Here is a 24,060-nt window from a genome sequence, read left to right on the forward strand (position 1 = left end):
TCAAAGCACGCCGGCTTCGTTCTTGAGCTTGGCGACAAGCTCGGCAACGTCGGCCACCTTGACGCCGGCCTGGCGTGCCGGCGGCTCGACGGTCTTCAGCACCTCGAGGCGCGGAGCCACGTCGACGCCGTAGTCCTCCGGGGACTTCTCGTCGATCGGCTTCTTCTTCGCCTTCATGATGTTCGGCAGCGAGGCGTAGCGCGGCTCGTTGAGGCGCAGGTCCGTCGTGACGATGGCGGGCAGCTTCAGCTTGACGGTCTGCAGGCCGCCGTCGACCTCGCGGGTCACGTCGACCGTGCCCTCGCCCAGATCCACCTTCGAGGCGAAGGTGCCCTGGCTCCAGCCGAGCAGCGCGGCGAGCATCTGTCCGGTCTGGTTGCAGTCGTCGTCGATCGCCTGCTTGCCCAGGATCACCAGGCCCGGCTGCTCGTCCTCGACCACCTTCTTCAGGATCTTGGCGACGGCCAGCGGCTCGGTGGTGGCGTCGGTCTTGACCAGGATGCCGCGGTCGGCGCCCATGGCGAGGCCCGTGCGCAGCGTCTCCTGCGCCTGCTGCGGACCGACCGAGACCACGATGATCTCCTCGGCCTTGCCGGCCTCGCGCAGACGGATCGCCTCCTCGACGGCAATCTCGTCGAACGGGTTCATCGACATCTTCACGTTGGCAAGGTCGACACCCGAACCGTCCGCCTTCACGCGCACCTTGACGTTGTAGTCGATCACCCGCTTCACGGGCACAAGGATTTTCATGGGTTTTTCAACCTCCCGCTCACGCGACCGCAAGATTCCGCCGCCGGTCGCCTTTCGTATCCGCAACGTCTCAGGACACCCGGGAACCGCAGCTTTCCGCAGGTTCCTTTCGTCGGGCCGGGACCGTACTGACGCGCTTGATGGCTGTCAACGCCACGTAAGGGAAGCGGACTGCCGCAAAACCGGCATGCCTGCCTCGCGCGCCCCGGCTACAATCCCCCGTTACAATCCCCTGTCGAACAACGGCACGCCGCGCCGGCGCATCGGCACGACCAGCAAGGCCCCGGCGAGCGCGCCGGCGACATGAGCCCACCAGGCCACCTGGTGATCGCCGAAGCCGAAGGCCATCACCACCTGAAACAGGATCCACGCGCCCAGCACCCAGGAGGCCGGCAGGCGCAGCGGCAGCCGGCCGAAGGCCAGCACCCAGACCCGCACCCTGGGATGCAGCACCAGATAGGCGCCGATGACCCCGGCCACCGCGCCCGAGGCGCCGATCAGCGGCACCACCGATCCCGGCTCGGTCAGCGCATGGCCGTAGCCCGCCGCCGCCGCGCACAGCAGATAGAAGACCAGGAAGCGGAGATGGCCCATCGCGTCCTCGACATTGTCGCCGAAGACCCAGAGGAACAGCATATTGCCGCCCAGATGCATCCAGCTGCCATGCAGGAAGGCGTAGGTGACCAGCGCCGCCGGCTCGGGAAACACGGCCAGATGCGGGGCGAGGTCGCGCGCGTCGAACAGCACCGCCGGGATCAGCCCGTAGGACAGGCTCGAGGCCTGCATCGCCGGATCGGACAGCCCGCCCTGCTGGACCAGGACGAAGATCGCCACATTGGCGATGATCAGTCCCCATGTGACAAATTGCCGCCGCACATGCACGAGCGGCTTGTGGTCGTAGAGCGGAATGAACATGGGGCGAGGCGTCCTGTTGTCTGGGGCAGCTTTCCGGCGGACAGGGCCCCGCGTCAAGTGCGGCGAGACTGCCCGGGGGCCGTGCCCCTAGCGGTTCTGCCCCGGCACCCACAGCACGTCGGCCGCGCCCTTGTCGTTCGCCCAGCGCGCGGCAACGAAGAAGAAGTCGGACAGCCGGTTCATGTAGACCAGCGCCGGCCGGCTGACGGTCTCGCGCGAGGCCAGCTCCGTCATCAGCCGTTCGGCGCGGCGCGACACGGTGCGGGCGAGATGCAGCTGCGCTGCCGCCGGCGAACCGCCCGGCAGCACGAAGGAGCGCAGCGGCGACAGGTCCGCGTTGAACCGGTCGATGGCCGCCTCGATGGCCGAGACCTGCGCATCGGTGACGCGCAGCGGCGGATAGGCCGGCGGCTCGTCGCTCTCGGGCGTCGCAAGGTCCGCCCCCAGATCGAAGAGGTCGTTCTGGATCCGCGCCAGCACCGCATCGAGCTCGGGATGGGCCGCGGCCGTCGCCTGGCGCGCCAGCCCGACCACCGCGTTGGTCTCGTCGACCGTGCCGTAGGCCTCGACCCTGAGATCGTGCTTCGGCCGCCGTTCGCCGGAGGCCAGGGCCGTGGTGCCGGCATCGCCCGTCTTCGTGTAGATCTTGTTCAGCACCACCATGACATGTCCTTCTCCGCAATCGGTGTCATCTTGCGCGCCTTACGGCCGCGTGCCCGTCAGATAGAGCACCGCCATCACGATGACCACGGCGAGAAACTGCAGCCCGACGCGCCAGCGCATCAGCATCTGCGAACGCGACGAGGGTCCCCCGCGCATCATGTTCCACAAGCCCAGCAGCAGCACGACCGCCACCGCCCCGACGGCGAAGGGGATCGACATGCGCAGGAAGTCGGCCATGGGAAGTCCTTTCTCAGCGACGGCCGCGGCTCATGCCGGCCGGCCCTATTCCTCGGATCGCGCCGCCCGCGACAGCACCCAGTCGAGCCCGCGGGTCGGCAGAAGTCGTTTCAGTCCGGCCATCACGGTGGTCGGTATCGTCACCCGGTAGCGCGGGCGCGGGCGCTGCGCTTCCACCGCATGGACCACGTGCTTGACCACCGCGCGCGCCGGCAGCTTGAAGGGTGACGGCTCGCCCGCCCGCATGCGGGCAAGGCGCCGTTCGTAGATCGTCCGGTGAGGTGATACGGCCGTGCCCTCCTCGCCGATCACCGCCGCGAAATTTGCCATCGCATTCTCGGTGAAGCGGGTGGCGATCGGGCCGGGCTCGATCAGCGAGACATGGATGCCGGTGCCCGCGAGCTCCAGGCGCAGCGTGTCGCTATAGCCTTCCAGCGCGAACTTGGAGGCGTTGTACGCCCCGCGATAGGGCATGCCGATGAAGCCGAGGATCGACGAGCACTGCACGATACGTCCGTGCCCCTGCCGGCGCATATGCGGCACGACGGCCCGCGTCAGCGTGTGCCAGCCGAAGAAATTCGCCTCGAACAGCCCGCGCAGCGCATCGGAGGGCATGTCCTCCAGGGCGCCGGGAATGGCATAGGCCCCGTTGTTGAACAGCGCGTCGAGCCGGCCGGAGGTGCGTTCGAACAGCTCTGCCGCACCGGCGACGATGCTCGCCTCGTCCTGATAGTCGAGACGAAAGCTCTCGAAGCCCTCCGCGCGCAGCCGGTCGACATCCTCCTGCCGCCGCGCGGTCGCGAAGACGCGCCAGTCGCGGCCGCGCAGCGTATGGGCCGCAGCGGCGCCGATCCCTGAGGAACAGCCGGTGATCAGGATGATGCGTTGCGGCCGGACATGTTCGGCTGCCTGTGACCCGGCCATCTATCCGGTCTTCTCCCGTGCCCCTGCAGCCCGTCCCGATACCGTCAGATTGCCTCGCCGACCAGGAGCCGCGGCGAAGGGCCTTCCAGTCCCGCCGCCTGGCGAATGAAGAACCGCTTCAGCGAGGGCATGCGGTCCACGAGGCCGAGGCCCACGTCGCGCACCGCGCGCACGACATCCATATCGTTCGAAAAGAGCCGGTTCAAGACGTCGGTCACCACCCCCATGCGGAACGTGTCGAACCGCCGCCAGCGCTCGTAGCGCTCCAGCACGTCGAGCGCGCCGATATCCTCGCCGAGCCGCCGTGCCTCCACCAGCACCTCGGCCAGCGCCGCAACGTCCTTGAATCCGAGATTGAGGCCCTGGCCGGCGATCGGATGGATGCCGTGGGCGGCATCGCCCGCCAGCGCCAGCCGCGGCTGCACGAAGGAGCGCGCCAGCGTCAGGCCGAGCGGGAAGGCATGGCGCGGGCCGGCCAGTTCCAGCTTGCCGAGATGGTGGCCGAAGCGGCGCTCCAGCTCCAGTTCGAAGGTGAAGTCGTCGCCCTTCACCAGCCGCTCCGCATCGTCGCGCCGCTCGGTCCACACCAGCGACGAACGATTGCCGGTCAGCGGCAGGATGGCGAAGGGCCCGGAGGGCAGGAAATGCTCCTCGGCGCGGCCCTCATGCGGCCGCTCGTGGGCGACGGTGGTGACGATGCCCGACTGGTCGTATTCCCAGCGCACCGTGCCGATGCCGGCAAGCTTCCGCAGCTTCGAACGCACGCCGTCGGCGGCGACCAGCAGCTTCGCCTTGCGCATCCCGCCCGAGGCAAGGCGGATCTCCACCTCCGACGGCCCGCTGGCGAAGCCCGAGACCGCGTCCGGCGCGATCAGCTCCACGCCGAGCTCCTCGGCCCGGTCGGCGAGCACCGCCACCATGCGCCCGTTCGGCACCATGTGGGCGAAGGGCTCGCCCGGCTCCACCTCGCCGTCGAAGGTCAGGAACACCGGACGCACCGCATCGCGCAGGCGCGAATCGGTGACGATCATCTCCATCATCGGCTGGGCATGCGGCGCGATCTGCGACCATACGCCGAGCCGCTCCAGCATGCGGCTTGCCGCCGCCGCGACGGCCGAAGCGCGCGGATCCTTCTCCAGCGCCTCGCGCGGACGCATGTCGACCACGGCAACGCGGAGGCCGGGATCGGCCTGCTTCAGCGCCACCGCCAGCGAGAGGCCGACATAGCCTCCGCCGCCGACCAGAACGTCGAGCTCGTCCATCTGGATGCCCATCCTGTCGCTCCCGTGTTCCTTGCGACCCATGAGGCAGGTGCCCCTGGGTCAGTCTTGACATTGCCGCCCCGCGCCCCGAAGGCTCTCGCACTCTTTCCGTTCATGCGAACAGGTGCCGGATGCGCTCAGCCGTCGACGACCTCCTCTCGATACTCGATCTCGAGCCGCTGGAACACAATCTCTTCCGCGGCATGAGCCCGCAGGTCGGCTGGCAGCGCGTCTTTGGCGGCCAGGTGATCGGCCAGGCGCTGGTCGCCGCCTCGCGCACCGTGCCGCAGGAGCGCAGCGTCCACTCGCTGCACGGCTATTTCCTGCGCCCCGGCGATCCGGCCGTGCCGATCATCTACGAGGTCGACCGCATTCGCGACGGCGGCAGCTTCACCACCCGCCGGGTCGTCGCCATCCAGCACGGCAAGCCGATCTTCTCCGTCGCCGCCTCGTTCCAGACCTTCGAGGAGGGCCTCGACCACCAGGCGGTCATGCCCGACGTGCCGATGCCCGAGGACCTGCCCGGCGAGGCCGAGCTGAAGGAAAAGTTCCTCGCCCACGCGCCCGAGGCGGTGCGCCGCTACTGGGAGCGCGACCGGCCGATCGAGCTGCGCCCGGTCGACATGACCCACTATTTCAGCCGCAGCAAGCTGACGCCCTCGCAGAACGTCTGGGTCCGGGCCAGCGCCGCCCTGCCGGACGACCCGCGCATCCATTCCTGCGTGCTGGCCTACGCCTCGGACATGACGCTGCTCGACACGTCGCTCTTCGCCCACGGCACCAGCGTGTTCGATCCCAAGCTCCAGGTCGCGAGCCTCGACCACGCCATGTGGTTCCATCGCCCCTTCCGCGCCGACGAATGGCTGCTCTATGCGGAAGACAGCCCCTCGGCCTCGGGCGGGCGCGGCTTCACCCGCGGCTCGCTCTTTTCCCGCGACGGCCAGCTGGTCGCCTCCGTGGCGCAGGAAGGCCTGATCCGCGTGCGCCGGGAACGGTCTCAGGACTCGCAGGCCGACTGATCAGCGGAAGCTGCCGCTGAACCCGCGGATCGCCAGCGGATTGTCGGACAGCGCCGCCGCGTCGGGCGTGTCCGTCGCGGGCGTTCCGGTGAAGGCGTCGAACAGCTTGCGCACGAAGGCTTCCGGCAGGTCGCGGGTGATGAACACCAGCCGGCTGCGCCGGTCCGCATCCGGCCAGGCCGGCAGCGTTGCCGGCGGGTGAAACACGTGCTGCACCCCGTGCAGTACCACCGGCCGGTCCGGGTCCTCGGCGATCTGCACCACGCCCTTCATCCGCAGCAGTTTCGGCCCATGTGCCGAGCGCAAGAGGTCGAGGAACATCTCCAGCGCCGCCGCCGGGATCGGCCGGTCGGTCGACAGCGAGAAGGCGCGGATCGAATCGCCGTGGCGGTTCACGTCATGGGAATGGTCGTGGTCATGATGACCATGGCTGTGGTCGTGGTCGTGATCGTGCCCATGGTGGTGATGTCCGTGGGAATGGCCATGGCCGTCGCGATAGGCTTCTTCGTTGAGCCAGCGCGCCACATCCGCCGTCTTGGTCGCCGGATCGTAGAGCCCGGTGCCGATCAGCCGGTCGGCGCTGGCCTCGCCGCTGGCCGCAATGATCACCGGCGCCGCCGGGTTGAGGCGGGCGATGCGCCGGCGCAACGGGCTCTCCGGGTCGAGGGCAGCCGCCCCTTCCGCAAGATCGGTCTTGGTCAGCACGATGCGGTCGGCGACCGCCACCTGCTTCACCGCCTCTTCCTGGGTATCGAGCGTCGCCAGGCCGTTGACCGCGTCGACCAGGGTCACCACCCCGTCGAGCTGGTAGCGCATCACCAGATAGGGATGCTGCATCACCGTGTGCAGTACCGGGGCCGGGTCGGCGAGCCCCGTCGTCTCGATCACCACCCGCGACAGCCGCTCGGTTCGGCCGTTGTCGAGCCGGCGCAGCAGGTTTTCCAGCGTGGTCACCAGATCGCCGCGAATGGTGCAGCAGAGGCACCCGGAGGACAGCTCGACGATGCCTTCCTCGCCGCCTTCGACGAACAGGTGGTCGAGGCCGACCTCGCCGAACTCGTTGATGATCACCGCCGCGTCCGCGAGCGCGGGATCCTTCAGCAGCGCGTTGAGCAGCGTCGTCTTGCCGGCGCCGAGAAAGCCGGTGATCACGGTCATCGGTATCGGCGGCTTCGGCCCGCGCGGGCGCTTGCCGGTCTGGTCGGTCTCGGTCACGTCACAGTCCTCTCGCGGGCGCCGCCTTGCGGACGGCGCACCAGGCTACGGGCGGGGATTCGGGGAGGGGCGCGGCAGGATCACCAGCGGCTGACCGCGAAAGATCGCGCCCGGCTTTGCCTCTCCCGTCGGCACCTGCGTCGTGGCGGCGGGCAGCAGGGCCGGCGAACCCGTGCCCATGACGGCGACCGGCTTTTCCTTCGGCATCGGCACATCGGCGAGCGTCGCGATCTTCGCTTCCGAGGCCGGCGCCCGGCCCTTCGGCACGCCGAGCCCGACCTGCACCGCCTGGTCGACACGGGACCGCGGGCCGATGATCTCGTCCATCACCTTGCCCCAGTCGGTCTTGCCGTCGTCGCGGGTCGGCACGTCGTCATCGTCGGCCGAGACCACCTGCTGCGGCGCCTGACCGACGATCGGCCGGCGCACGCCGTTGGTCGCCGGGTCGAGCTGGGCATAGGACAGGGCCGTGGTGCCGCGCAGGCCGCCGGTGCCGTAGGTGGCCAGCAGTTCCTCGGCCGTCGGCTTGGTGTTGCGCTTGCAGTAGCCGTCGGCCGGCGGGCCGCCGGCGATGCCGGTCATGGTGTCGATATTGCGCCCGGAGCGCTGGCGAAAGCCCGCCTCGACCAGCACCCGCGCCTTGGCCGCGCGTTCCACGCCCGAGGCCGCGCCCAGCACCACCGCCAGCACGGTGCGTCCGCGGCGCGTCGCCGAGACCACAACATTCAGCCCGGAATTGCAGATATAGCCGGTCTTCATGCCGCTCGCGCCGGGCACCCGCGCCAGGAATTCGCGGTTGGCCGAGCGCAGCGTCTTCTTGCCGACCTTGATCGCCGGCAGGCCGTAATAGTCGTGGTACTGCGGGAACTCGCGCCACAGCGCCCGCGCCAGCACGGCAAGGTCGCGCGCGGAGGACACCTGGCGATTGTCCGGCAGGCCGTGCGGATTGACGAAACGGGTCGCGGTCATGCCGAGCCGGCGCGCCTCGGCGTTCATCATCTCGATGAAGGCGGGCTCGGAGCCGGCGAGCGATTCCCCGACCGCCACGGCGATGTCGTTCGCCGACTTGACGATCAGCATCTTCAGCGCGCTGTCGAGCGTCAGCTGCGTACCGGGCTTGAAGCCCATCTTGCTCGGCGGCTGCGCATGGGCATTGGCGCTGATCGCCACCGCGCTTTCCAGCGTCGCGCGTCCCTCGCGCACCGCCTTGAAGGCGAGATAGGCGGTCATCAGCTTGGTGATCGAGGCGGGGTACCACTGGCGCAGCGCGTCCCTGTGGTCGAGAACCGCCCCCGTCTCCGCGTCGATGACGATCCAGGCGGCGACGTCCGCCCTGGCGGTGTCCCCGGCCTGCAGCAAGCCCGCAACGGCAAGGCTGGCAGCGACCGCAAGGCCGCGCAGGCGCCTGCCCAGATGGCGTCCGGTAAAGTCCAGCACGTCTGAATGCCTCCGCATGTCCGGCCGCCGCGGCGATCCTGCGGCGATTGCGGACCGTCCCGGGTGGGAACGTCGGTCCGCCGATGCTCCCCCTATCTAACCGATCCTGAGGGCAGAATGCAAAGCGCGCTCGCAGGTGCACACGCCCGCCGCCAGCCTGCCCATGAAGACGGCAATTGCCTAACTTTGCGGCAATTAGGTGACCTGCGGGCCCGGCCGACGTCGCGCCTTCCCGGCGGCGACCGACTGGCCCCGCTCTTGCTAAGGTGGAGGAAGCAAAGGGGGACGCCCGTCGTTCTCGCCCCAGCCGATCCGGTACAAGTCCCGGATTCCCATCAGCATTCGATCAAGACCGGACACCGGAATGACCGTTGAACCCGCCGCCCCGGCAACACCGATCCCCGCCATGCAGCGGGTGCGCGGGCATGCGCATGTGTCCTTTGCCCGGCAAGGCGAGACCACCCGGCTGAAGGAGCTCGGCCAGAGCGGCTCCGCCAAGATCCGCCTGCCGAAGACCCACGGCACCCCGCCGGTCGCCGTGTTCCTCAACACCGCCGGCGGCCTGACCGGCGGCGACCGGATCGAGTTCGACGCCACCGCCGGCCCCGGCGCCCATGCAGTGCTGACCACCCAGGCGGCCGAGCGCGTCTATCGCAGCATCGACGGCGCGGCCGAGGTGGCGAGCGCCCTGCGCGCGGAAGAGGGTGCGGTGCTGGAATGGCTACCGCAGGAAACCATCCTGTTCGACCGGGCCGCCCTGCAGCGCTCGCTCACCGTGGATCTTGCGCCCGGTGCCCGGCTTCTGGCGATCGAGAGCCTCGTGCTCGGGCGCGAGGCGATGGGCGAGGACGTGCATGCCCTCGGCTTCCGCGACCGCTGGCGCATCCGCCGCGAGGGCCGTCTGGTCTTCGCCGACGAGGCGCGCATCCAGGGCGATGCCACCGACATTCTCTCCGGTTCGGCGACCGCCGCCGGCAGCCGCGCCTTCGCCACCCTGGTCGATTGCCGCGAGGGCGTCTCCGGCCTGCTGGACCGCGCCCGCGAGGTGATGAGCCCGCTGCTCGGCGAGCGGCTGCGCGGCGGCGTCAGCGCCCTTCCAGACCTTCTTGTCTTCCGCTTCCTCGCCGACAGCGGCCAGGACCTGCGCGCCGGCCTGGTTTCCTTCCTGGAGACCTGGCGCGGGGCGCGCCTGCCGCGCACATGGTATTGCTGAGCGAGCGGACGACGCAGATGAGGACCGAGCAATGAAACTGACCCCGCGGGAAAAGGACAAGCTGCTGATCGCCATGGCGGCGGAGGTTGCCCGCAAGCGGCTCGCCCGCGGCGTCCTGCTCAACTATCCCGAGGCCGTGGCCCTGATCACCGACTTCGTGGTCGAAGGGGCCCGCGACGGGCGCAGCGTCGCCGACCTTATGAGCGCCGGCGGCCAGGTGCTGACCCGCGACCAGGTGATGCCCGGCATCGCCGAGATGATCCACGACGTCCAGGTCGAGGCGACCTTTCCCGACGGCACCAAGCTCGTCACCGTCCACCAGCCGATCCGCTGAAGGAGCCCCAGATGATTCCGGGTGAACTGCTGCCCGCCGAGGGCGATATCGAGCTGAATGCCGGCCGCCGCATGCTGGAGATCGAGGTCGCCAACACCGGCGACCGTCCGGTCCAGGTCGGCTCCCACTATCATTTCGCAGAGACCAACCCGGCGCTCGCCTTCGACCGGGCGGCGGCGCGCGGCCACCGGCTCGACATTCCCGCCGGCACGGCGATCCGTTTCGAGCCGGGACAAAAGCGCAAGGTCACCCTCATTCCCTATGTGGGGGATCGCACTGTCTACGGTTTCAATGGCAAGGTGATGGGCACGCTCTGACCAACCAAGGGAGTCTCCTCGTGACCCGTATTGCCATCCTCACCACCTCCGCCGCCCTGCTCGCCCTGTGGCTGCCGGCCGCCCCCGCTGCCGCCCAGCAGGATCCGGACATCGACTGCGAGAACGCCGTCGTCCAGATGGAGCTCACTTACTGCGCCGAAAAGGAGTGGCAGGCCGCCGATGCCAGGCTCAACACCGCCTATTCGGCGGCGATGAAGTCGATGCGCGAGATGGACGCGAACCTGACCGCCGACCTCAAGGGCGCGGCCGAGGCGCTGAAGGAGGCCCAGCGTGCCTGGATCCCCTATCGCGACAAGGCCTGCGCCGCTGCCGGCTTCCTCGCCCGCGGCGGCTCGATGGAGCCGATGCTCATCTATTCGTGCCTTGCCGACATGACCAAGCAACGCACCACGGAACTGGAACAGCTGGCCGAGGGTCTGGGAAACTGATCCCAGTCCCGGTCGCCGCCGCGCAACGGAGACGCCGATGCCCTTCAAGATCAGCCGCGCCGCCTATGCGGACATGTTCGGACCGACCACCGGCGACCGGCTCCGCCTTGCCGACACCGATCTCGTCATCGAGATCGAGAAGGACTTCACCATCTACGGCGAGGAAGTGAAGTTCGGCGGCGGCAAGGTCATCCGCGACGGCATGGGCCAGTCCCAGCGCACGCGAGCGCAAGGGGCCGTCGACACGGTCATCACCAACGCGGTGATCATCGATCATACCGGCATCTACAAGGCCGATATCGGCCTGACCGGCGGGCGCATCTCCGGCATCGGCAAGGCCGGCAACCCGGACATCCAGCCCGGCGTCGACATCGTCATCGGCCCGGGCACCGAGGCCATCGCCGGCGAGGGCAAGATCGTCACCGCCGGCGCCCTCGACATGCATATCCACTTCATCTGCCCGCAGCAGATCGACGAGGCGCTGATGTCGGGCGTCACCACCATGCTGGGCGGCGGCACCGGCCCGGCGACCGGCACCAACGCCACCACCTGCACGCCCGGCCCCTGGCATATGGAGCGCATGCTGCAGGCGGCCGAGGCCTTCCCGATGAACCTCGCCTTCGCCGGCAAGGGCAATGCCGCGCTGCCGGCGGCGCTGGAGGAACAGATCCTGGCCGGCGCCTGCGCGCTGAAGCTGCACGAGGACTGGGGCACCACGCCCGCGGCCATCGACTGCTGCCTTGCCGTGGCGGACGCCTACGACATCCAGGTGATGATCCACACCGACACGCTCAACGAGAGCGGCTTCGTGGAAAACACCACCGCCGCCTTCAAGGGCCGCACCATCCACGCCTTCCACACGGAAGGTGCCGGCGGCGGCCATGCGCCGGACATCATCAAGCTGTGCGGCGAGGCGAACGTCATCCCCTCCTCCACCAACCCGACGCGGCCCTACACGGTCAACACCATCGACGAGCATCTCGACATGCTGATGGTGTGCCACCACCTCGACAGCTCGATCCCCGAGGACGTCGCTTTCGCCGAAAGCCGGATCCGCAAGGAGACCATCGCGGCGGAGGACATCCTGCACGACATGGGCGCCTTCTCGATCATCGCCTCCGACAGCCAGGCCATGGGCCGGGTCGGCGAGGTGATCATCCGCACCTTCCAGACCGCCCACAAGATGAAGGTCCAGCGCGGCCGTCTGGCCGGCGAGAGCGGCGAGAACGACAACCTGCGCGTCCGCCGCTACATCGCCAAGGTCACGATCAACCCGGCCATCGCCCACGGCATTTCGCAGCATGTCGGCTCGGTCGAGGTCGGCAAGCTGGCCGACCTGGTCCTGTGGGATCCGGCGTTCTTCGGCGTCAAGCCGGACCTGGTGCTCAAGCTCGGCACCATCGCCGCCGCACCGATGGGTGATCCCAATGCCTCGATCCCGACGCCGCAGCCCGTCCACTACCGGCCGATGTTCGGCGCCTATGGCCGTTCGATGACCGCCTCCAGCGTCACCTTCGTCTCGCAGGCCGCCTACGACGACGGCATCAAGGAGCGGCTCGGCCTCGACCGGCTGGTGCTGCCCGTCTCCAACACCCGCTCAGGGATATCCAAGGCCTCGATGGTGCTGAACGACGCAACCCCGGTGATCGAGGTCGACCCGGAGACCTACGAGGTGCGCGCCGACGGCGAGCTGCTGACCTGCGAACCGGCGGAGGTCCTGCCGATGGCCCAGCGCTATTTCCTGTTCTAGGGTCGGAAGCGGAGGAACCGTTACCGACCGGAGGATTTCTGCATGTACACGCTGATCGGCTATCCGCGCACCCGCGCCATGCGCGTCCTGTGGATGCTGGAGGAACTGGGCGAGCCCTACGACTACATCCCGGCGGCGCCGCACGCCGCGGAGGTCAATGCGCTCAACCCGACCGGCAAGGTGCCGGTGTTCAAGGACGGCGACACCGCGCTCACCGATTCCGTCGCCATCTGCCAGTATCTCGCCGACAAGCACGGTCAGTTGACCTATCCCGCCGGCACGCTCGAGCGGGCGCGCCAGGACGGGGTGACACAGTTCACCGTCGACGTGCTGGAAGGGGCGCTGTGGACGGCCGCCAAGAACAGCTTCATCCACCCGGAAGAGCTGCGCGTGCCGGAGGTCAAGCGCGTGTGCGCGGCCGAATTCGCCGAAGGCCTGCGCCATCTCGAGCACCTGCTGGGCGAAGGTCCCTTCGTCATGGGGGCGAAGTTCACCGTGCCCGACATCCTCATCGCCCACTGCGCCAACTGGGCGAGGCTGGCGAAATTCGACCTGCCGGAGAGCGGGCCCGTCGCCGATTATCTCGAGCGGGTCTGGTCGCGTCCCGCGCTTGCCGCCGCCATGAAACGAGGAGCCGAGGCCATCGCATGATCCGTGTGCAGGAGATCCTCGCCGCCGGCAGCTGGGAAGGCGCGCCGGCAGACAGCGTCGTGCTCGACCGGGAAGACCGGCACCGCCGCCGCGCGGTGCTGGATTGCGCCGGCGGTACCCGCGTGCTGCTCGACCTGCCGCGCGCGGTGCAGCTGCATCATGGCGACGCGCTCCTGCTGGAGGACGGCCGCATCGTCGCGATCCTCGCCGCCGGCGAGGATCTCGTCGACATCGAGGCGGAGACGGCCGACGACTTGCTGCGCATCGCCTGGCATCTCGGCAACCGCCACCTGCCGACCCAGCTCCTGCCGGGTGCCCTGCGCATTCGCCGCGACCACGTGATCGAGGACATGGTGGCCCGGCTCGGCGGCAAGATCACGCCGCTCGTCGCCCCGTTCGACCCGGAAGGCGGCGCCTACGGCCACGGCACGGTCGAGGGGCACGACCATGCCCACTCCCATCACGCGCATTCGCATTCCCACGCCTCTTCGCACTCCCATCAGGCCGGCCACCACCATCATCATGGCCATTCTCACGCCCATTCCCACTCGCACACGCATGCGCACTCCCATGACGGCACAGCTGCGGATGGCTCCTGAAACCGGTGCCGGGCCCGGCAGCTCTGCCGCGGTCTCCGGCGCGGGGCTGCATGTCCTGCTCGCCTGGATGTCCCCGTCCTTCCCCGTCGGCGCCTATACCTACAGCCACGGGCTGGAATGGGCGGTCGAGGAGGGCACCGTGCGCGATGCGGCAACGCTGCAGGCCTGGGTGACCGGGGTCCTGCGCCACGGTGCCGGCTGGAGCGATACCCTTCTCCTCGCGCAAGGCATGCGGGCAGCGACCCTCGGCGACGAGGCGGCCTTCCGCGAGCTGCTCGACCTTTCGCTTGCACTGCAGCCGAGCTCGGAGCGCCGGCTGGAGGCGACCGCACAGGGAGATGCCTTCATCGCCGCCATTGTCGGTGCCTGGCCGCCGCCCAGCGACACGGCGGCAACACGCCTCTTCGCCCGCCTGACCCAGGGAGAGGCAGCGCTTGCGCGCGGCAGCTGGACCTATGCGCTGGCGCTAGCAGCTTCCGCCGCCGCCTGGGGCCTGCCGGCCGGGCCGACCGCCACCGCCTTCCTGCACGCCTTTGCCGCCAACCTCGTCTCGGCGGCGGTGCGCGCCGTGCCGCTCGGCCAGACCGACGGCCAGCGGGTCGTCAACGGGCTGGGCGAAGAAATCACTGCCCTCGCCGCCGCCGCGCTGGAGGCCCCGCTCGACGAGATCGGCGGCTGTGCGTTCGCCGCCGACATCGCCTCCATGAAACACGAGACCCAGTACACCCGGCTCTTCCGCTCCTGATGAGCGGCGGCCGCGACGGCTTTTTCGAAGGAGATCAACCATGCCCTCCCCCAACGGCCCCCTGCGCATCGGCATCGGCGGCCCCGTCGGCTCCGGCAAGACGGCGCTGATGGACGCCCTGTGCAAGCGGCTGCGCGACACCTACGACATCGCCGCCATCACCAACGACATCTACACCCGCGAGGACGCCGAGTTCCTGACCCGCTCCGGCGCGCTGGCGCCCGAGCGCATCCGCGGCGTGGAGACCGGCGGCTGTCCGCACACGGCGATCCGCGAGGATGCCTCGATCAACCTTGCCGCCGTCGCCGAGCTGGAGGCCGCCTTTCCCGCGCTCGACCTGATCCTGATCGAGTCCGGCGGCGACAACCTGGCCGCCACCTTCTCGCCGGAGCTTGCCGACCTGACGATCTACGTCATCGACGTGTCGGCCGGCGACAAGATCCCGCGCAAGGGCGGGCCGGGCATCACCCGTTCGGACCTTCTCGTCATCAACAAGACGGATCTCGCCCCGCTGGTCGGCGCCTCGCTGGAGGTGATGGACCGGGACTCCCGCCTGATGCGCAAGGAGCGGCCCTTCGTCTTCACCAATGTCAAGGACGGCAAGGGCGTCGACGACGTGCTCGACTTCATCGTCGCGCGCGGCGGACTGGCGGCCTCGGCCGTCGCCTGAGGCACCGGCTCAGCCGGCGGCGAGCCTTGGCGCCATCGACTGGCGCAGCCGCTTGCCGAGCGCTTCCAGCCCATGGTCGCGGATGCCGATCTGCATCAGGTGGTCGACCGTGTTCAGCACGTAGTCGGGATTGGCGCCGGACTGGCCGACGGCACCGCTCACCAGTTCCAGCTGGCGCTCGGTCGACAGCACGCCGGCATATTGCGGGTGGGTACGGTCGGCCACATAGGTCAGCGCCGTGACCTGCCGGTCGGAGCGCCCTTCCAGCCGCACCCGGCGATGGGCTTCCAGATAGACCATGGTCGCCTGCTCGCGCTCGCGCAGATAGGCGATCACCTCGTCCCGCCGGCTGGCGGCCACGCGAAAGGCCATGCCCCGGCAAGCCCCGCCCCTGTCGAGACCGAGCACCAGGCCGGGCCGCGTCTCGGTGCCGCGATGGACCCAGGAATAGACGCAGAGCGAGCGATGGGCGCCGTGCAGCACGCCCTGCACCGCCTCCTCATACTCGAACCCCGGCCGCCACATCAGCGACCCGTAACCGAATACCCAAAGATCCTGCATCGCTCGCATCCGGCCTCGTGTCGTTCCGTCCGGGTCAGAGGACCTAACAATCCTCATCACCGCTGGCAACAGTGCCGAACGGCCTTGAATCCGCCTCCGGCCCGTGCTTTCAGGCATGACGGCGCCCGCTCGGGGCGCAAAACCGCAGGACAGCTGACATGACCGACGACACGCCCCGTTCCCCGCCGATCCCAGGCAAGCCCCCGCGCAAGGCCGGGTCGAAGCGCGGCTACATCCTGCTGGCGACGCTGGTGGTTCTGGTCATCGCCCTGTGGAGCGGCTACTGGACTGTTGCCCGCGGGATGGTCTCGGACCTGTTCACCACCATGCGCCTTGCGGCAAAGGCGGAAGGCGGCGAGATCGCCTGCACCGACCAGGATCTCGGCGGCTTCCCCTTCCGCTTCGAGCTGTCGTGCAAGCCGCTCGCCGTGACGGGCCTTGGCGGCGAACGCGCCAGTTTCGAGGGCTTTCGCGCCGTCGCCCTCGCCTACAATCCCTGGCATGTGATCGTCGAGGCCGACAGTCCGGCCGCCGTGGAAACGGACCGCCTGGTTCCCGGCCTCAAGGCCGCCTGGACCACCGCCCGCGCCAGCCTGCGCCTCGGCAACAGCGACCTCGACCGCGGCGACATCGAGATCGTCTCTCCGGTCTTCAGCCTTGCCGACGACAGCCTTTCGGCCTCCGCCGTGCTTGCCAACCTGCATCTGCGCAAGTCGCCGGACGTCGCGGGCGCCGCCGATGCCGCCCTGCGGCTCGACGAGCTCGCCCTGCCGGGAACGGCCGCACCCGTCGATGTTCTGGCCAATGTCGGACTTGCCGGCGGCGCGGCGCTGCTTTCCCCGCACGGTGCCGACGTGATCGCCCTGCTGAAAAACGAAGGCGCGCTCACCGTCCGCGAACTGCGCCTTGCCTCGGGCGGGGTCACCCTGTCGGCCAATGGCAGCCTCTGGCTGGACGAGGCCGGGCGGCTCAACGGCACGCTGCCGCTCACCGTCGCCGGGGCCGCCGGCCTGCCGCCGCTGCTCGCCCCGTTCTTCCCGCAAGGCTCCAACGTGCCGACCAGCCTTGCCGGGGCGCTCGCCGCCTTCGGTCAGCCGACGACGCTCGACGGAGAGCCGGCGGTCGCCGTGCCGCTCGCCTTTGCCGAAGGCACCGCGCGCGTCGGCTTCATTCCCGTCGGCACGCTCCCGCCGCTGCGCTGAGGCTGCGGCGGGCGCTCTTCAGGAAAGACCGGCGGCGGCTTCAGTTGCCGCCGCGGTCGATGGCCAGGATATAGCCCTTCCAGTCCGCCGGCTCGGCGATCTGGTCGTAGAGCGTCACGGCCGGGACATTCTTGCCCGGCACGATCCAGCGCAGCTCGTACCAGCCGCGCCGCGCGCCCTCGCCCACCAGCCACTCGATCATCCGCCGCGCCAGCCCGTTGTTGCGGGCGTCCGGATGCACGTAGATCTCGTCCAGCTGGCCGGTGCGCAGGCCGGAAATGATCTCCGGCAGGTCGAAATAGATGGCAAAGCCGACCAGCCGGCCATCGAACTCGGCGCCGATCACTTCCGCCGTCCGGTCGCCGAGGATGCGCTCGGCGTAATACTGGTCGGGCCGGCGCGGGGCGCCGCGCTTCAGCGCCTGCGCGTATTCGGCGATCAGCGGGGCCAGCGCCGGCGCGTCTTCCGGGCCGAGCTTCTTGATGGCGATGGTGCTCATGAACACTCCGAGACAATTCAGGACTTGCCGGACGATACCGGACCGGGCCGCCACCTTGCCCCGAATGGCGCGGCGATTTCAACTGCCTGATGCGCCGCTTGGTAACACCTCGTACGCGCACGATTGACGCGGTCGCAACCGGCTGCGAATAGTCAACGACCTGCCGTATTCCATCCGGAACCGACCCGATGTCCGAGATCAGCCCCGCAGCCACCGTCCGCCTGCGTGCCACCCTTGTCGGCCTCACCGCCGTCCTGATGTGGTCGACCCTCGGCCTGTTCGGCGCCGCCTCGGGAAAGGTGCCGCCCTTCCTGCTCAACGCCCTGTGCTTCGGCCTGTCCGGCATTGTCGCGACGCTCTGGCTCGGCCTGACCGGCCGCCTTGCGCGGATGCGCCAGCCTGTCGGGGTCCTCGCCTTCGGCACGCTCGGCCTCTTCGGCTTCCACTTCTTCTACTTCACCGCCATCCGCAACGCCCCGCCGGTCGATGCCAACCTCATCAACTACACCTGGCCGCTGCTGATCGTCGTCTTCTCGGCGCTGCTGCCGGGCGAGCGGCTGAAGCCCCATCACGTCCTCGGCACGATGCTTGGGCTGGCGGGCGCCGCGCTGCTCGTCACCGGCGGCAAGGGGCTGACGCTCGATCCCACCCATGCGCCTGGCTATCTCGCCGCCTGCGCCTCGGCCCTGTTCTGGTCCAGCTATTCGGTGCTTTCGCGCCGCCTCGGCAAGGTGCCAACGGAAGCGGTCGCCGGCTTCTGCCTCGGCACCTCGGCCCTGTCGCTCGCCGCCCATCTCGCCTTCGAGACCACCGTCTGGCCGGCGAGCGCCGGCGAATGGGGCGCGGTGCTGGCGCTTGCCGCCTTTCCCGTCGGCCTTGCCTTCTTCGTCTGGGACATCGGCGTCAAGCATGGCGACATCCAGGTGCTGGGCGCCGGCGCCTATGCGGCGCCGGTCCTGTCCACCCTGCTGCTGATCGCATTCGGCTTCGGCTCCTTCACCATGGTGGTGGCGCTGGCCTGCGGCCTCGTCACTATCGGCGCGATGGTCGCGGCAAAGGACATGATCTTTCGCGCTCCGACGAAAAGACGACTGGCCGAGACAGAGCCGAACGCCTAGACGAGAGGCTCAGTTCGGACACTTTCAGCAGACGAGGCCCCGATGACCGCACCTGCCACGATCCGCCCCCGCCGCAGCGTCCTCTACATGCCCGGCTCCAACGCCCGCGCGCTGGACAAGGCGCGCAGCCTCGATGTCGACGCGCTGATCCTGGACCTGGAAGACGCGGTCGCGCCGCACGCCAAGGAGACCGGACGCGAGCAGATCCGCGAGGCGCTGGCACAGGGCGGCTACGGCCACCGCGAGGTGGTGATCCGCATCAACGGCCTTTCGACACCCTGGGGCGCCGCCGATCTCGACATGGCGATCGCCGCCCGGCCGGATGCGATCCTGCTGCCCAAGGTGTCCTCGCCGGCCGATCTGGAGCGCGTCGCGCACAAGCTCAATGCGGCGCGCGTGCCGGCCAGCGTCCGCCTCTGGGCGATGATGGAAACGCCGCTCGCCATGCTGAATGCCGCCGCCATCGCCGCCTCCGCCGCCAATCCGGAGACGCGTCTTTCCTGCTTCGTCATGGGCACCAACGATCTTGCCAAGGAAACCCGGGCCGCCCTGGTGCCGGGCCGCGCGCCGATGCGGCCCTGGCTGATGACCTGCGTCGCCGCTGCCAGGGCCTATGGCATCGACATCGTCGACGGCGTCTACAACACGCTCGACGACGAGGACGGGTTTGCCACCGAATGCCGCGAGGGCGCGGAGATGGGCATGGACGGCAAGACGCTGATCCACCCGAAGCAGGTCGCTCCCTGCAACGCCGCCTTCACCCCGAACGAGGCCGACATCGCCTGGGCGCGCCGCATCATCGCCGAGTTCGAAAAGCCGGAAAACGCATCGAAGGGTGCGATCCAGGTCGAGGGCCGCATGGTCGAGCGGCTTCACGCCGACATGGGCGCGCGCCTCGTCGCCATTGCCGACGCCATCGCCTCGCGCAACTCGTGAACATCACCCAGAACGGACGAGATCCATGAAACTCTATCGCTTCATCACCGGACCCGACGACAGCGCCTTCTGCCACCGGGTCACCGCCGCCCTCAACAAGGGCTGGCAGCTCCAGGGCTCGCCGCAGCTTTCCTTCGACGCCGTGCGCGGCGTGACGATCTGCGGCCAGGCCGTGGTCAAGGAGGTCGAGGGTGTCGACTACCAGCCGGACATGAAGCTCGGCGACTACTGAGCGTCGTCCTTGCGGGAGGCGGGCTCGCCCGCCTCCTCCAGCGTGTGGCGCTGGATCAGCGGCAGCTGGGACAGGGTGAAGGCGATGGTGATCGGCATCACGCCGAACACCTTGAACGACACCCAGAAGTCGGTGGAGAAGAACCGCCAGACCACCTCGTTGACGATGGCCAGGAAGAAGAAGAACACGCCCCAGCGGAAGGTCAGCTTGCGCCAGCCCTCGTCATCGAGCCGGAACACGCTGTCGAAGACGTAGCCGAGCAGCGACTTTCCGAACAGCAGACCGCCGAGCAGCACCGAGCCGAACAGCATGTTGACGATGGTCGGCTTGAGCTTGATGAACAGCTCGTCGTGCAGCCACAGGGTCAGCGCGCCGAAGACCAGCACCACGACGCCGGAGACGACCGGCATTACCGGCAGGCGCCGCGTCAGCACATAGGACACGGCCAGCGACGCGGTGATCGCCACCATGAACACGGCTGTGGCGAGAAAGATCGGATCGCCCAGCGCTGCAAGCCCCGGAAAGCGCTCGTAGAGCACTTCGCCTCGCGCGTTGGCGAGGAAGAACAGGCCCAGCGGACCCAGTTCGAGCACCAGCTTGAGGAGCGGCGACAGCTCCTTGCGATCCGGTGCGTTGGGTCCGTGCTCGAATTCCATCAGTGCTCCGTATGCTTTCCGGCAATGGCGGAGGCGAAATCCTCCGCGGTAAACGGCTCGAGATCGTCGATACCCTCGCCGACGCCGATGAAATGCACCGGCAGCGCATGCTTGGCGGCAATGGCAACGAGAATGCCGCCGCGCGCGGTTCCGTCGAGCTTGGTCATCACCAGGCCGGTGACGCCGGCGACGCGGCCGAAGATCTCGACCTGGTTCATGGCGTTCTGACCGGTGGTCGCATCCAGCGTCAGCAGCACGCTGTGCGGGGCGGAGGGATCGTGCTTGCGGATCACCCGCACCACCTTCTCCAGCTCCGCCATCAGCTCGGCGCGGTTCTGCAGCCGTCCGGCCGTGTCGATCAGCAGCACGTCGCTGCCGGCATCGCGCGCCGCCTGCATGGCGTCGAACACGAGACCGGCCGCATCCGCGCCGGTGTCGCGGGCAACGACCGGCGCGCCGGTGCGCGCGCCCCAGATCTTCAGCTGCTCCACCGCCGCGGCGCGGAACGTGTCGCCGGCCGCCAGCATCACCTTGCGCCCCTCGGCCGAAAGTTTCGCCGACAGCTTGCCGATGGTCGTGGTCTTGCCGGTGCCGTTGACGCCGACCACCAGCACCACATGCGGCTTGTGGTCGGTGTCGAGCACGAGCGGCTGCGCCACCGGCGCCAGCACCTTGGTCACTTCCTCGGCCAGGATCCGGCGCACCTCGTCCGGCGAGATCTGCTTGTTGAAGCGCCCCTCGGAAATGCGCTCGGTGATCGCCATCGCCGTCTCGACGCCGAGATCGGCCTGGATCAGGAGGTCTTCCAGCTCTTCCAGCGTCGCCGCGTCGAGCTTGCGCTTGGTGAAGAGCGAGGAAATGCCGCCGGTCAGCGAGGCGGAGGAGCGCGACAGGCCCGCCGTCAGCCGCGACAGCCAGGAACGGCGCGGCGCATCTTCGGATGCCGGCTCCCCGAGGGGGTCGGCAACAGGTGCTTCGACGGGCGCCTCGACCGGCTCTTCGGCGGGCGCATCGGCCAAGGCCTCTGCCGCAGGGACATCCGACGCCGTGGCCTCTGCCCCCGGCTCTTCCGAGGGCGTCAGGGCCGGCTCGGCAACGCGGTCCTCGGCCGGCACAACCTCTGCGGCCTCGGGCGTCTCGGGAGCTGCCGTCTCTTCGCTGGCCGGCGCGTGGCCGGCCGGTTCGACCTGCGGCGCGCCGCTGTCTGGAGCCTGAGTTTCCGGTGCGCTCGTCTCGGGTGTCGTCTCTTGCGTCGTCTCGGGCGTTTCCGGCGTCTCGGGACGCGCCGGGGCCTGCCGTCCCCCGAACAGGCGTCCGAGGAATCCGCGTTTTTGCTCGCTCATGCCGTCATGCCGCCTGTCGACCGGTGGTTACGCCCAGTAGATGCCGCCCGGTATGCCCGGCAATGCGCAGCGTGACAAGGTCGCCCGCCCCCTTGCCGGCCGCGGCCTCGGGCGAGAACTCCACCTGGGTGAACTGTTCGCTGCGTCCAAGGCCCTCGCGCTCGATCAGGACCTGCCGCTCGCGTCCCTGCTCGGCTTCCAGATGGGCGAGCAGAGCCGCCTCGCCCTTTTCGCGCAGCCGTGCGGCGCGCTCCTTCACCACCTGGCGGGGCAGCTGCGGCATGCGTGCCGCCGGCGTGCCCTTGCGCGGCGAGAAGGGGAAGACATGCAGATGCGTCAGCCCGCAATCGTCGACGATGGCGAGCGAATTGGCGAACATCGCCTCGGTCTCGGTCGGGAAACCGGCGATGATGTCGGCACCGAACACCACGTCCGGGCGCAGCCGGCGCACCTCCTCGCAAAAGCCGATCGTGTCAGCGCGCAGGTGCCGCCGCTTCATCCGCTTGAGGATCATGTCGTCGCCGGCCTGCAGCGACAGGTGCAGATGCGGCATCAGCCGTTCTTCCTCGGCGATGGCCCGCATCAAGGCCGGGTCCGCCTCGATGGAATCGATGGAGGACAGCCGCAGCCGCTCCAGCCCCGGCACCAGCTTGAGGATCTTGGCGACGAGATCGCCGAGCTTCGGCGCGCCCGGAAGGTCCGAACCGTAGCTGGTGATGTCGACGCCGGTCAGCACCACTTCCCGGTAGCCGTTCTCGTTGAGCCGGGCGATCTGGTCGACCACGACGCCCATCGGCACCGAGCGGGAATTGCCGCGTCCGAACGGGATGATGCAGAAGGTGCAGCGATGGTCGCAGCCGTTCTGCACCTGGACGAAGGCGCGGGCGCGGCCCTCCAGCCCGTCGATCAGGTGCTCGGCCGTCTCGCGCACGCTCATGATGTCGTTGACGCGGATCTTCTCGCTGTCGTCGATGCCGAACTGCGCGACACGTCCGTAGGAGGCGCGCTCCAGCTTCTCCGAGTTGCCGAGGACGAGGTCCACCTCCTCCATGCCGGCGAAGGTGTCCGCCTCGGTCTGCGCGGCGCAGCCGGTGACGATGATGCGCGCGCCCGGATTGTCGCGCCGCGCCTTGCGGATCGACTGGCGCGCCTGGCGCACGGCTTCCGCCGTCACCGCGCAGGTGTTGATCAGGATGGCGTCCTTGAGGCCGGCGGCCTCGGCCTCGCGCTTCATCACCTCGGATTCGTAGGCGTTGAGGCGGCAGCCGAATGTGACGACGTCGATGCTCACCGGACCACCTCGAGGATCGGTCGGTCGCCGGGCGCTGTCTTCTCGAAGGTCAGCGTCTCCGGGTCCAGCAGCCCCTCGAACTCCACCTCGGTGTCGCCGGTCATCAGGATGTGGTCGTCGCTCTCGCGCCACTCGATGTCGAGCGGCCCGCCCGGCAGGTGCACACGCACCTTGCGGCCCGTGCGCCGGTCGCGCGCGGCGGCAACGCCGACGGCGCAGGCCGCCGTGCCGCAAGCTTCGGTCAGCCCGACGCCGCGCTCCCACACCCGCACCTCGACCTCCTCGTCCGACAGGACATGGGCGAGCGAGATGTTCGCCCGCTCCGGGAACATCGGATGGTTTTCCAGCATCGGCCCGATGCGCGAAAGGTCGTAGGCGCCCGGATCGCGCACCCAGAAGATCGCATGCGGATTGCCGACATTGACCACCGAGGGCGTGTGCAGGATCGGCGCGTCGATCGGCCCGATCTGCAGCTCGATCGCCCGCGTATCGTGGAATTCCTCGGCCAGCGGGATCTCGTTCCAGGCAAAGCGCGGGCGGCCCATGTCCACCGTGACGCGGCGCGCATCGTCCGTTGCGGAGGCCTTCAGCAGCCCGGCATTGGTCTCGATGGTCGCCGCCGCGCTGCCGTTTTCCTCCATCAGGAGGCGGCCGATGCAGCGCGTGGCGTTGCCGCAGGCATCCACCTCGCTGCCGTCGCGGTTGTGGATGCGCATGAAGGCATCCGCCCCGCCGGGGCTGCGTTCCACCGTGATCATCTGGTCGAAGCCGATGCCGCCGTCCCGCGCGCCGATCCGGCGGATCGCGTCCGGATCGAGGCGCACGGGGGCCTCACGGGCATCCCAGACAACGAAATCGTTGCCCAGCCCGTTCATCTTCAGAAAGGGAATCCTGCGCTCGCTCATCGCGAAAATCGTCCATCTCGCCGCCCGCCGCCTGTCACGCGGGGCTGGCTGTCTGCGGCGCGCCCTCCGATATCGACGGCGGCGCGACCGGCCGTTTCCCGACTATATGGCGGAAAAGGGCGCGCGGTTCCAGTGTTCGCGTGTTTTACAGCGCCGGCGGGTCGCAG

28 protein-coding genes are annotated in these 24,060 nt (G+C 69.0%); 14 read left to right on the plus strand and 14 right to left on the minus strand.

What is annotated here, in order from left to right:
• The 6 genes from H7H34_RS20300 to H7H34_RS20325 form a co-directional block, all read right to left on the minus strand.
• Positions 1–750 carry an electron transfer flavoprotein subunit beta/FixA family protein gene (locus H7H34_RS20300; protein ID WP_185926257.1) on the minus strand — a complete coding sequence of 250 codons (750 nt, stop codon included), beginning with the start codon at positions 748–750 and terminating at the stop codon, positions 1–3.
• Between the two features lie 222 nt (positions 751–972).
• Positions 973–1,665, minus strand: coding sequence for a rhomboid family intramembrane serine protease (locus H7H34_RS20305; protein WP_120270049.1), 693 nt, complete (start codon positions 1,663–1,665; stop codon positions 973–975).
• An 87-nt stretch (positions 1,666–1,752) separates the two neighbouring features.
• Positions 1,753–2,328, minus strand: a complete 576-nt coding sequence (locus H7H34_RS20310; protein ID WP_097174263.1) for a cob(I)yrinic acid a,c-diamide adenosyltransferase — start codon at positions 2,326–2,328, stop codon at positions 1,753–1,755.
• A gap of 39 nt (positions 2,329–2,367) precedes the next feature.
• The gene (locus tag H7H34_RS20315; protein WP_067224303.1) at positions 2,368–2,565 is read right to left on the minus strand and encodes a twin transmembrane helix small protein; all 198 of its coding nucleotides are present in this window, start codon (positions 2,563–2,565) and stop codon (positions 2,368–2,370) included.
• A gap of 45 nt (positions 2,566–2,610) precedes the next feature.
• Complete coding sequence (locus tag H7H34_RS20320; protein WP_185926258.1) at positions 2,611–3,489, minus strand: SDR family oxidoreductase; 879 nt, start codon at positions 3,487–3,489, stop codon at positions 2,611–2,613.
• A 44-nt stretch (positions 3,490–3,533) separates the two neighbouring features.
• Complete coding sequence (locus tag H7H34_RS20325; protein ID WP_185926259.1) at positions 3,534–4,763, minus strand: ubiquinone biosynthesis hydroxylase; 1,230 nt, start codon at positions 4,761–4,763, stop codon at positions 3,534–3,536.
• A 119-nt stretch (positions 4,764–4,882) separates the two neighbouring features.
• Here H7H34_RS20325 and tesB point away from each other — a divergent pair, with 119 nt between their 5' ends.
• Positions 4,883–5,770, plus strand: a complete 888-nt coding sequence (gene tesB, locus H7H34_RS20330) for an acyl-CoA thioesterase II (RefSeq protein WP_185926260.1) — start codon at positions 4,883–4,885, stop codon at positions 5,768–5,770.
• Here the strand turns inward: tesB and H7H34_RS20335 are convergent, their stop codons facing one another.
• Positions 5,771–6,928, minus strand: a complete 1,158-nt coding sequence (locus tag H7H34_RS20335; RefSeq protein ID WP_185926621.1) for a CobW family GTP-binding protein — start codon at positions 6,926–6,928, stop codon at positions 5,771–5,773.
• 102 nt (positions 6,929–7,030) lie between these two features.
• Positions 7,031–8,440, minus strand: coding sequence for a D-alanyl-D-alanine carboxypeptidase family protein (locus H7H34_RS20340; RefSeq protein WP_185926261.1), 1,410 nt, complete (start codon positions 8,438–8,440; stop codon positions 7,031–7,033).
• A 346-nt stretch (positions 8,441–8,786) separates the two neighbouring features.
• Between H7H34_RS20340 and H7H34_RS20345 the strand changes: the two genes are divergently transcribed.
• Genes H7H34_RS20345 through ureG form a run of 9 tightly spaced genes read left to right on the plus strand, consistent with a single transcriptional unit; the run spans position 8,787 to position 15,150 of the window.
• Positions 8,787–9,635, plus strand: a complete 849-nt coding sequence (locus H7H34_RS20345; RefSeq protein WP_120270043.1) for an urease accessory protein UreD — start codon at positions 8,787–8,789, stop codon at positions 9,633–9,635.
• A gap of 31 nt (positions 9,636–9,666) precedes the next feature.
• A complete protein-coding gene (locus H7H34_RS20350) occupies positions 9,667–9,969 on the plus strand; it encodes an urease subunit gamma (protein ID WP_120270042.1) in 303 nt (100 codons plus the stop codon).
• An 11-nt stretch (positions 9,970–9,980) separates the two neighbouring features.
• Positions 9,981–10,286 (plus strand): urease subunit beta, encoded by a 306-nt coding sequence (locus H7H34_RS20355; protein WP_120270041.1) that lies wholly within the window; start codon positions 9,981–9,983, stop codon positions 10,284–10,286.
• A gap of 20 nt (positions 10,287–10,306) precedes the next feature.
• Positions 10,307–10,735 carry a lysozyme inhibitor LprI family protein gene (locus H7H34_RS20360; RefSeq protein WP_371811434.1) on the plus strand — a complete coding sequence of 143 codons (429 nt, stop codon included), beginning with the start codon at positions 10,307–10,309 and terminating at the stop codon, positions 10,733–10,735.
• A gap of 37 nt (positions 10,736–10,772) precedes the next feature.
• On the plus strand, positions 10,773–12,485 hold the full coding sequence (gene ureC, locus H7H34_RS20365) for an urease subunit alpha (RefSeq protein ID WP_120270040.1): 1,713 nt from the start codon (positions 10,773–10,775) through the stop codon (positions 12,483–12,485).
• A gap of 42 nt (positions 12,486–12,527) precedes the next feature.
• Positions 12,528–13,136 carry a glutathione S-transferase family protein gene (locus tag H7H34_RS20370; RefSeq protein ID WP_185926262.1) on the plus strand — a complete coding sequence of 203 codons (609 nt, stop codon included), beginning with the start codon at positions 12,528–12,530 and terminating at the stop codon, positions 13,134–13,136.
• Positions 13,133–13,735, plus strand: a complete 603-nt coding sequence (locus tag H7H34_RS20375; RefSeq protein WP_185926263.1) for an urease accessory protein UreE — start codon at positions 13,133–13,135, stop codon at positions 13,733–13,735. The genes H7H34_RS20370 and H7H34_RS20375 overlap by 4 nt, the downstream gene beginning before the upstream one ends.
• Complete coding sequence (locus H7H34_RS20380; RefSeq protein ID WP_245165148.1) at positions 13,707–14,480, plus strand: urease accessory protein UreF; 774 nt, start codon at positions 13,707–13,709, stop codon at positions 14,478–14,480. Before H7H34_RS20375 ends, H7H34_RS20380 begins: the two co-directional genes overlap by 29 nt.
• Positions 14,481–14,520: 40 nt before the next feature.
• Positions 14,521–15,150: an urease accessory protein UreG gene (gene ureG / locus H7H34_RS20385; RefSeq protein ID WP_185926264.1), complete on the plus strand. Its 630-nt coding sequence runs from the start codon at positions 14,521–14,523 to the stop codon at positions 15,148–15,150.
• A 9-nt stretch (positions 15,151–15,159) separates the two neighbouring features.
• On the opposite strand, the gene H7H34_RS20390 is transcribed toward ureG, so the two are convergent.
• The gene (locus tag H7H34_RS20390; protein ID WP_185926265.1) at positions 15,160–15,711 is read right to left on the minus strand and encodes a gamma-glutamylcyclotransferase; all 552 of its coding nucleotides are present in this window, start codon (positions 15,709–15,711) and stop codon (positions 15,160–15,162) included.
• Between the two features lie 158 nt (positions 15,712–15,869).
• Between H7H34_RS20390 and H7H34_RS20395 the strand changes: the two genes are divergently transcribed.
• Positions 15,870–16,913: a DUF2125 domain-containing protein gene (locus H7H34_RS20395; protein ID WP_185926266.1), complete on the plus strand. Its 1,044-nt coding sequence runs from the start codon at positions 15,870–15,872 to the stop codon at positions 16,911–16,913.
• 40 nt (positions 16,914–16,953) lie between these two features.
• Here the strand turns inward: H7H34_RS20395 and H7H34_RS20400 are convergent, their stop codons facing one another.
• Positions 16,954–17,412, minus strand: coding sequence for a GNAT family N-acetyltransferase (locus H7H34_RS20400; RefSeq protein WP_185926267.1), 459 nt, complete (start codon positions 17,410–17,412; stop codon positions 16,954–16,956).
• Between the two features lie 188 nt (positions 17,413–17,600).
• On the opposite strand from H7H34_RS20400, the gene yddG reads away from it, so the two are divergent.
• From yddG to H7H34_RS20415, 3 genes are read left to right on the plus strand one after another with little or no spacing between them, the layout of a single operon-like run.
• Complete coding sequence (gene yddG / locus H7H34_RS20405) at positions 17,601–18,530, plus strand: aromatic amino acid exporter YddG (RefSeq protein ID WP_185926268.1); 930 nt, start codon at positions 17,601–17,603, stop codon at positions 18,528–18,530.
• 42 nt (positions 18,531–18,572) lie between these two features.
• A complete protein-coding gene (locus H7H34_RS20410) occupies positions 18,573–19,466 on the plus strand; it encodes an HpcH/HpaI aldolase/citrate lyase family protein (protein ID WP_209006267.1) in 894 nt (297 codons plus the stop codon).
• A 25-nt stretch (positions 19,467–19,491) separates the two neighbouring features.
• Complete coding sequence (locus H7H34_RS20415; protein ID WP_067338160.1) at positions 19,492–19,698, plus strand: DUF1737 domain-containing protein; 207 nt, start codon at positions 19,492–19,494, stop codon at positions 19,696–19,698.
• On the opposite strand, the gene H7H34_RS20420 is transcribed toward H7H34_RS20415, so the two are convergent.
• The 4 genes from H7H34_RS20420 to dapF are packed head-to-tail and all read right to left on the minus strand — an operon-like array spanning position 19,692 to position 23,893.
• Positions 19,692–20,354, minus strand: a complete 663-nt coding sequence (locus H7H34_RS20420; RefSeq protein WP_185926269.1) for a septation protein A — start codon at positions 20,352–20,354, stop codon at positions 19,692–19,694. The two genes, H7H34_RS20415 and H7H34_RS20420, sit on opposite strands and share 7 nt — an antisense overlap.
• On the minus strand, positions 20,354–21,697 hold the full coding sequence (ftsY, locus tag H7H34_RS20425) for a signal recognition particle-docking protein FtsY (protein WP_185926270.1): 1,344 nt from the start codon (positions 21,695–21,697) through the stop codon (positions 20,354–20,356). Before ftsY ends, H7H34_RS20420 begins: the two co-directional genes overlap by 1 nt.
• 4 nt (positions 21,698–21,701) lie before the next feature.
• On the minus strand, positions 21,702–22,988 hold the full coding sequence (gene mtaB / locus H7H34_RS20430) for a tRNA (N(6)-L-threonylcarbamoyladenosine(37)-C(2))-methylthiotransferase MtaB (RefSeq protein WP_120270031.1): 1,287 nt from the start codon (positions 22,986–22,988) through the stop codon (positions 21,702–21,704).
• Positions 22,985–23,893 (minus strand): diaminopimelate epimerase, encoded by a 909-nt coding sequence (dapF, locus tag H7H34_RS23565; protein ID WP_185926271.1) that lies wholly within the window; start codon positions 23,891–23,893, stop codon positions 22,985–22,987. The genes mtaB and dapF overlap by 4 nt, the downstream gene beginning before the upstream one ends.
• Between the last annotated feature and the right edge of the window lie 167 nt (positions 23,894–24,060).

It is taken from the genome of Stappia sp. 28M-7, from assembly GCF_014252955.1.
Classification (GTDB): domain Bacteria; phylum Pseudomonadota; class Alphaproteobacteria; order Rhizobiales; family Stappiaceae; genus Stappia.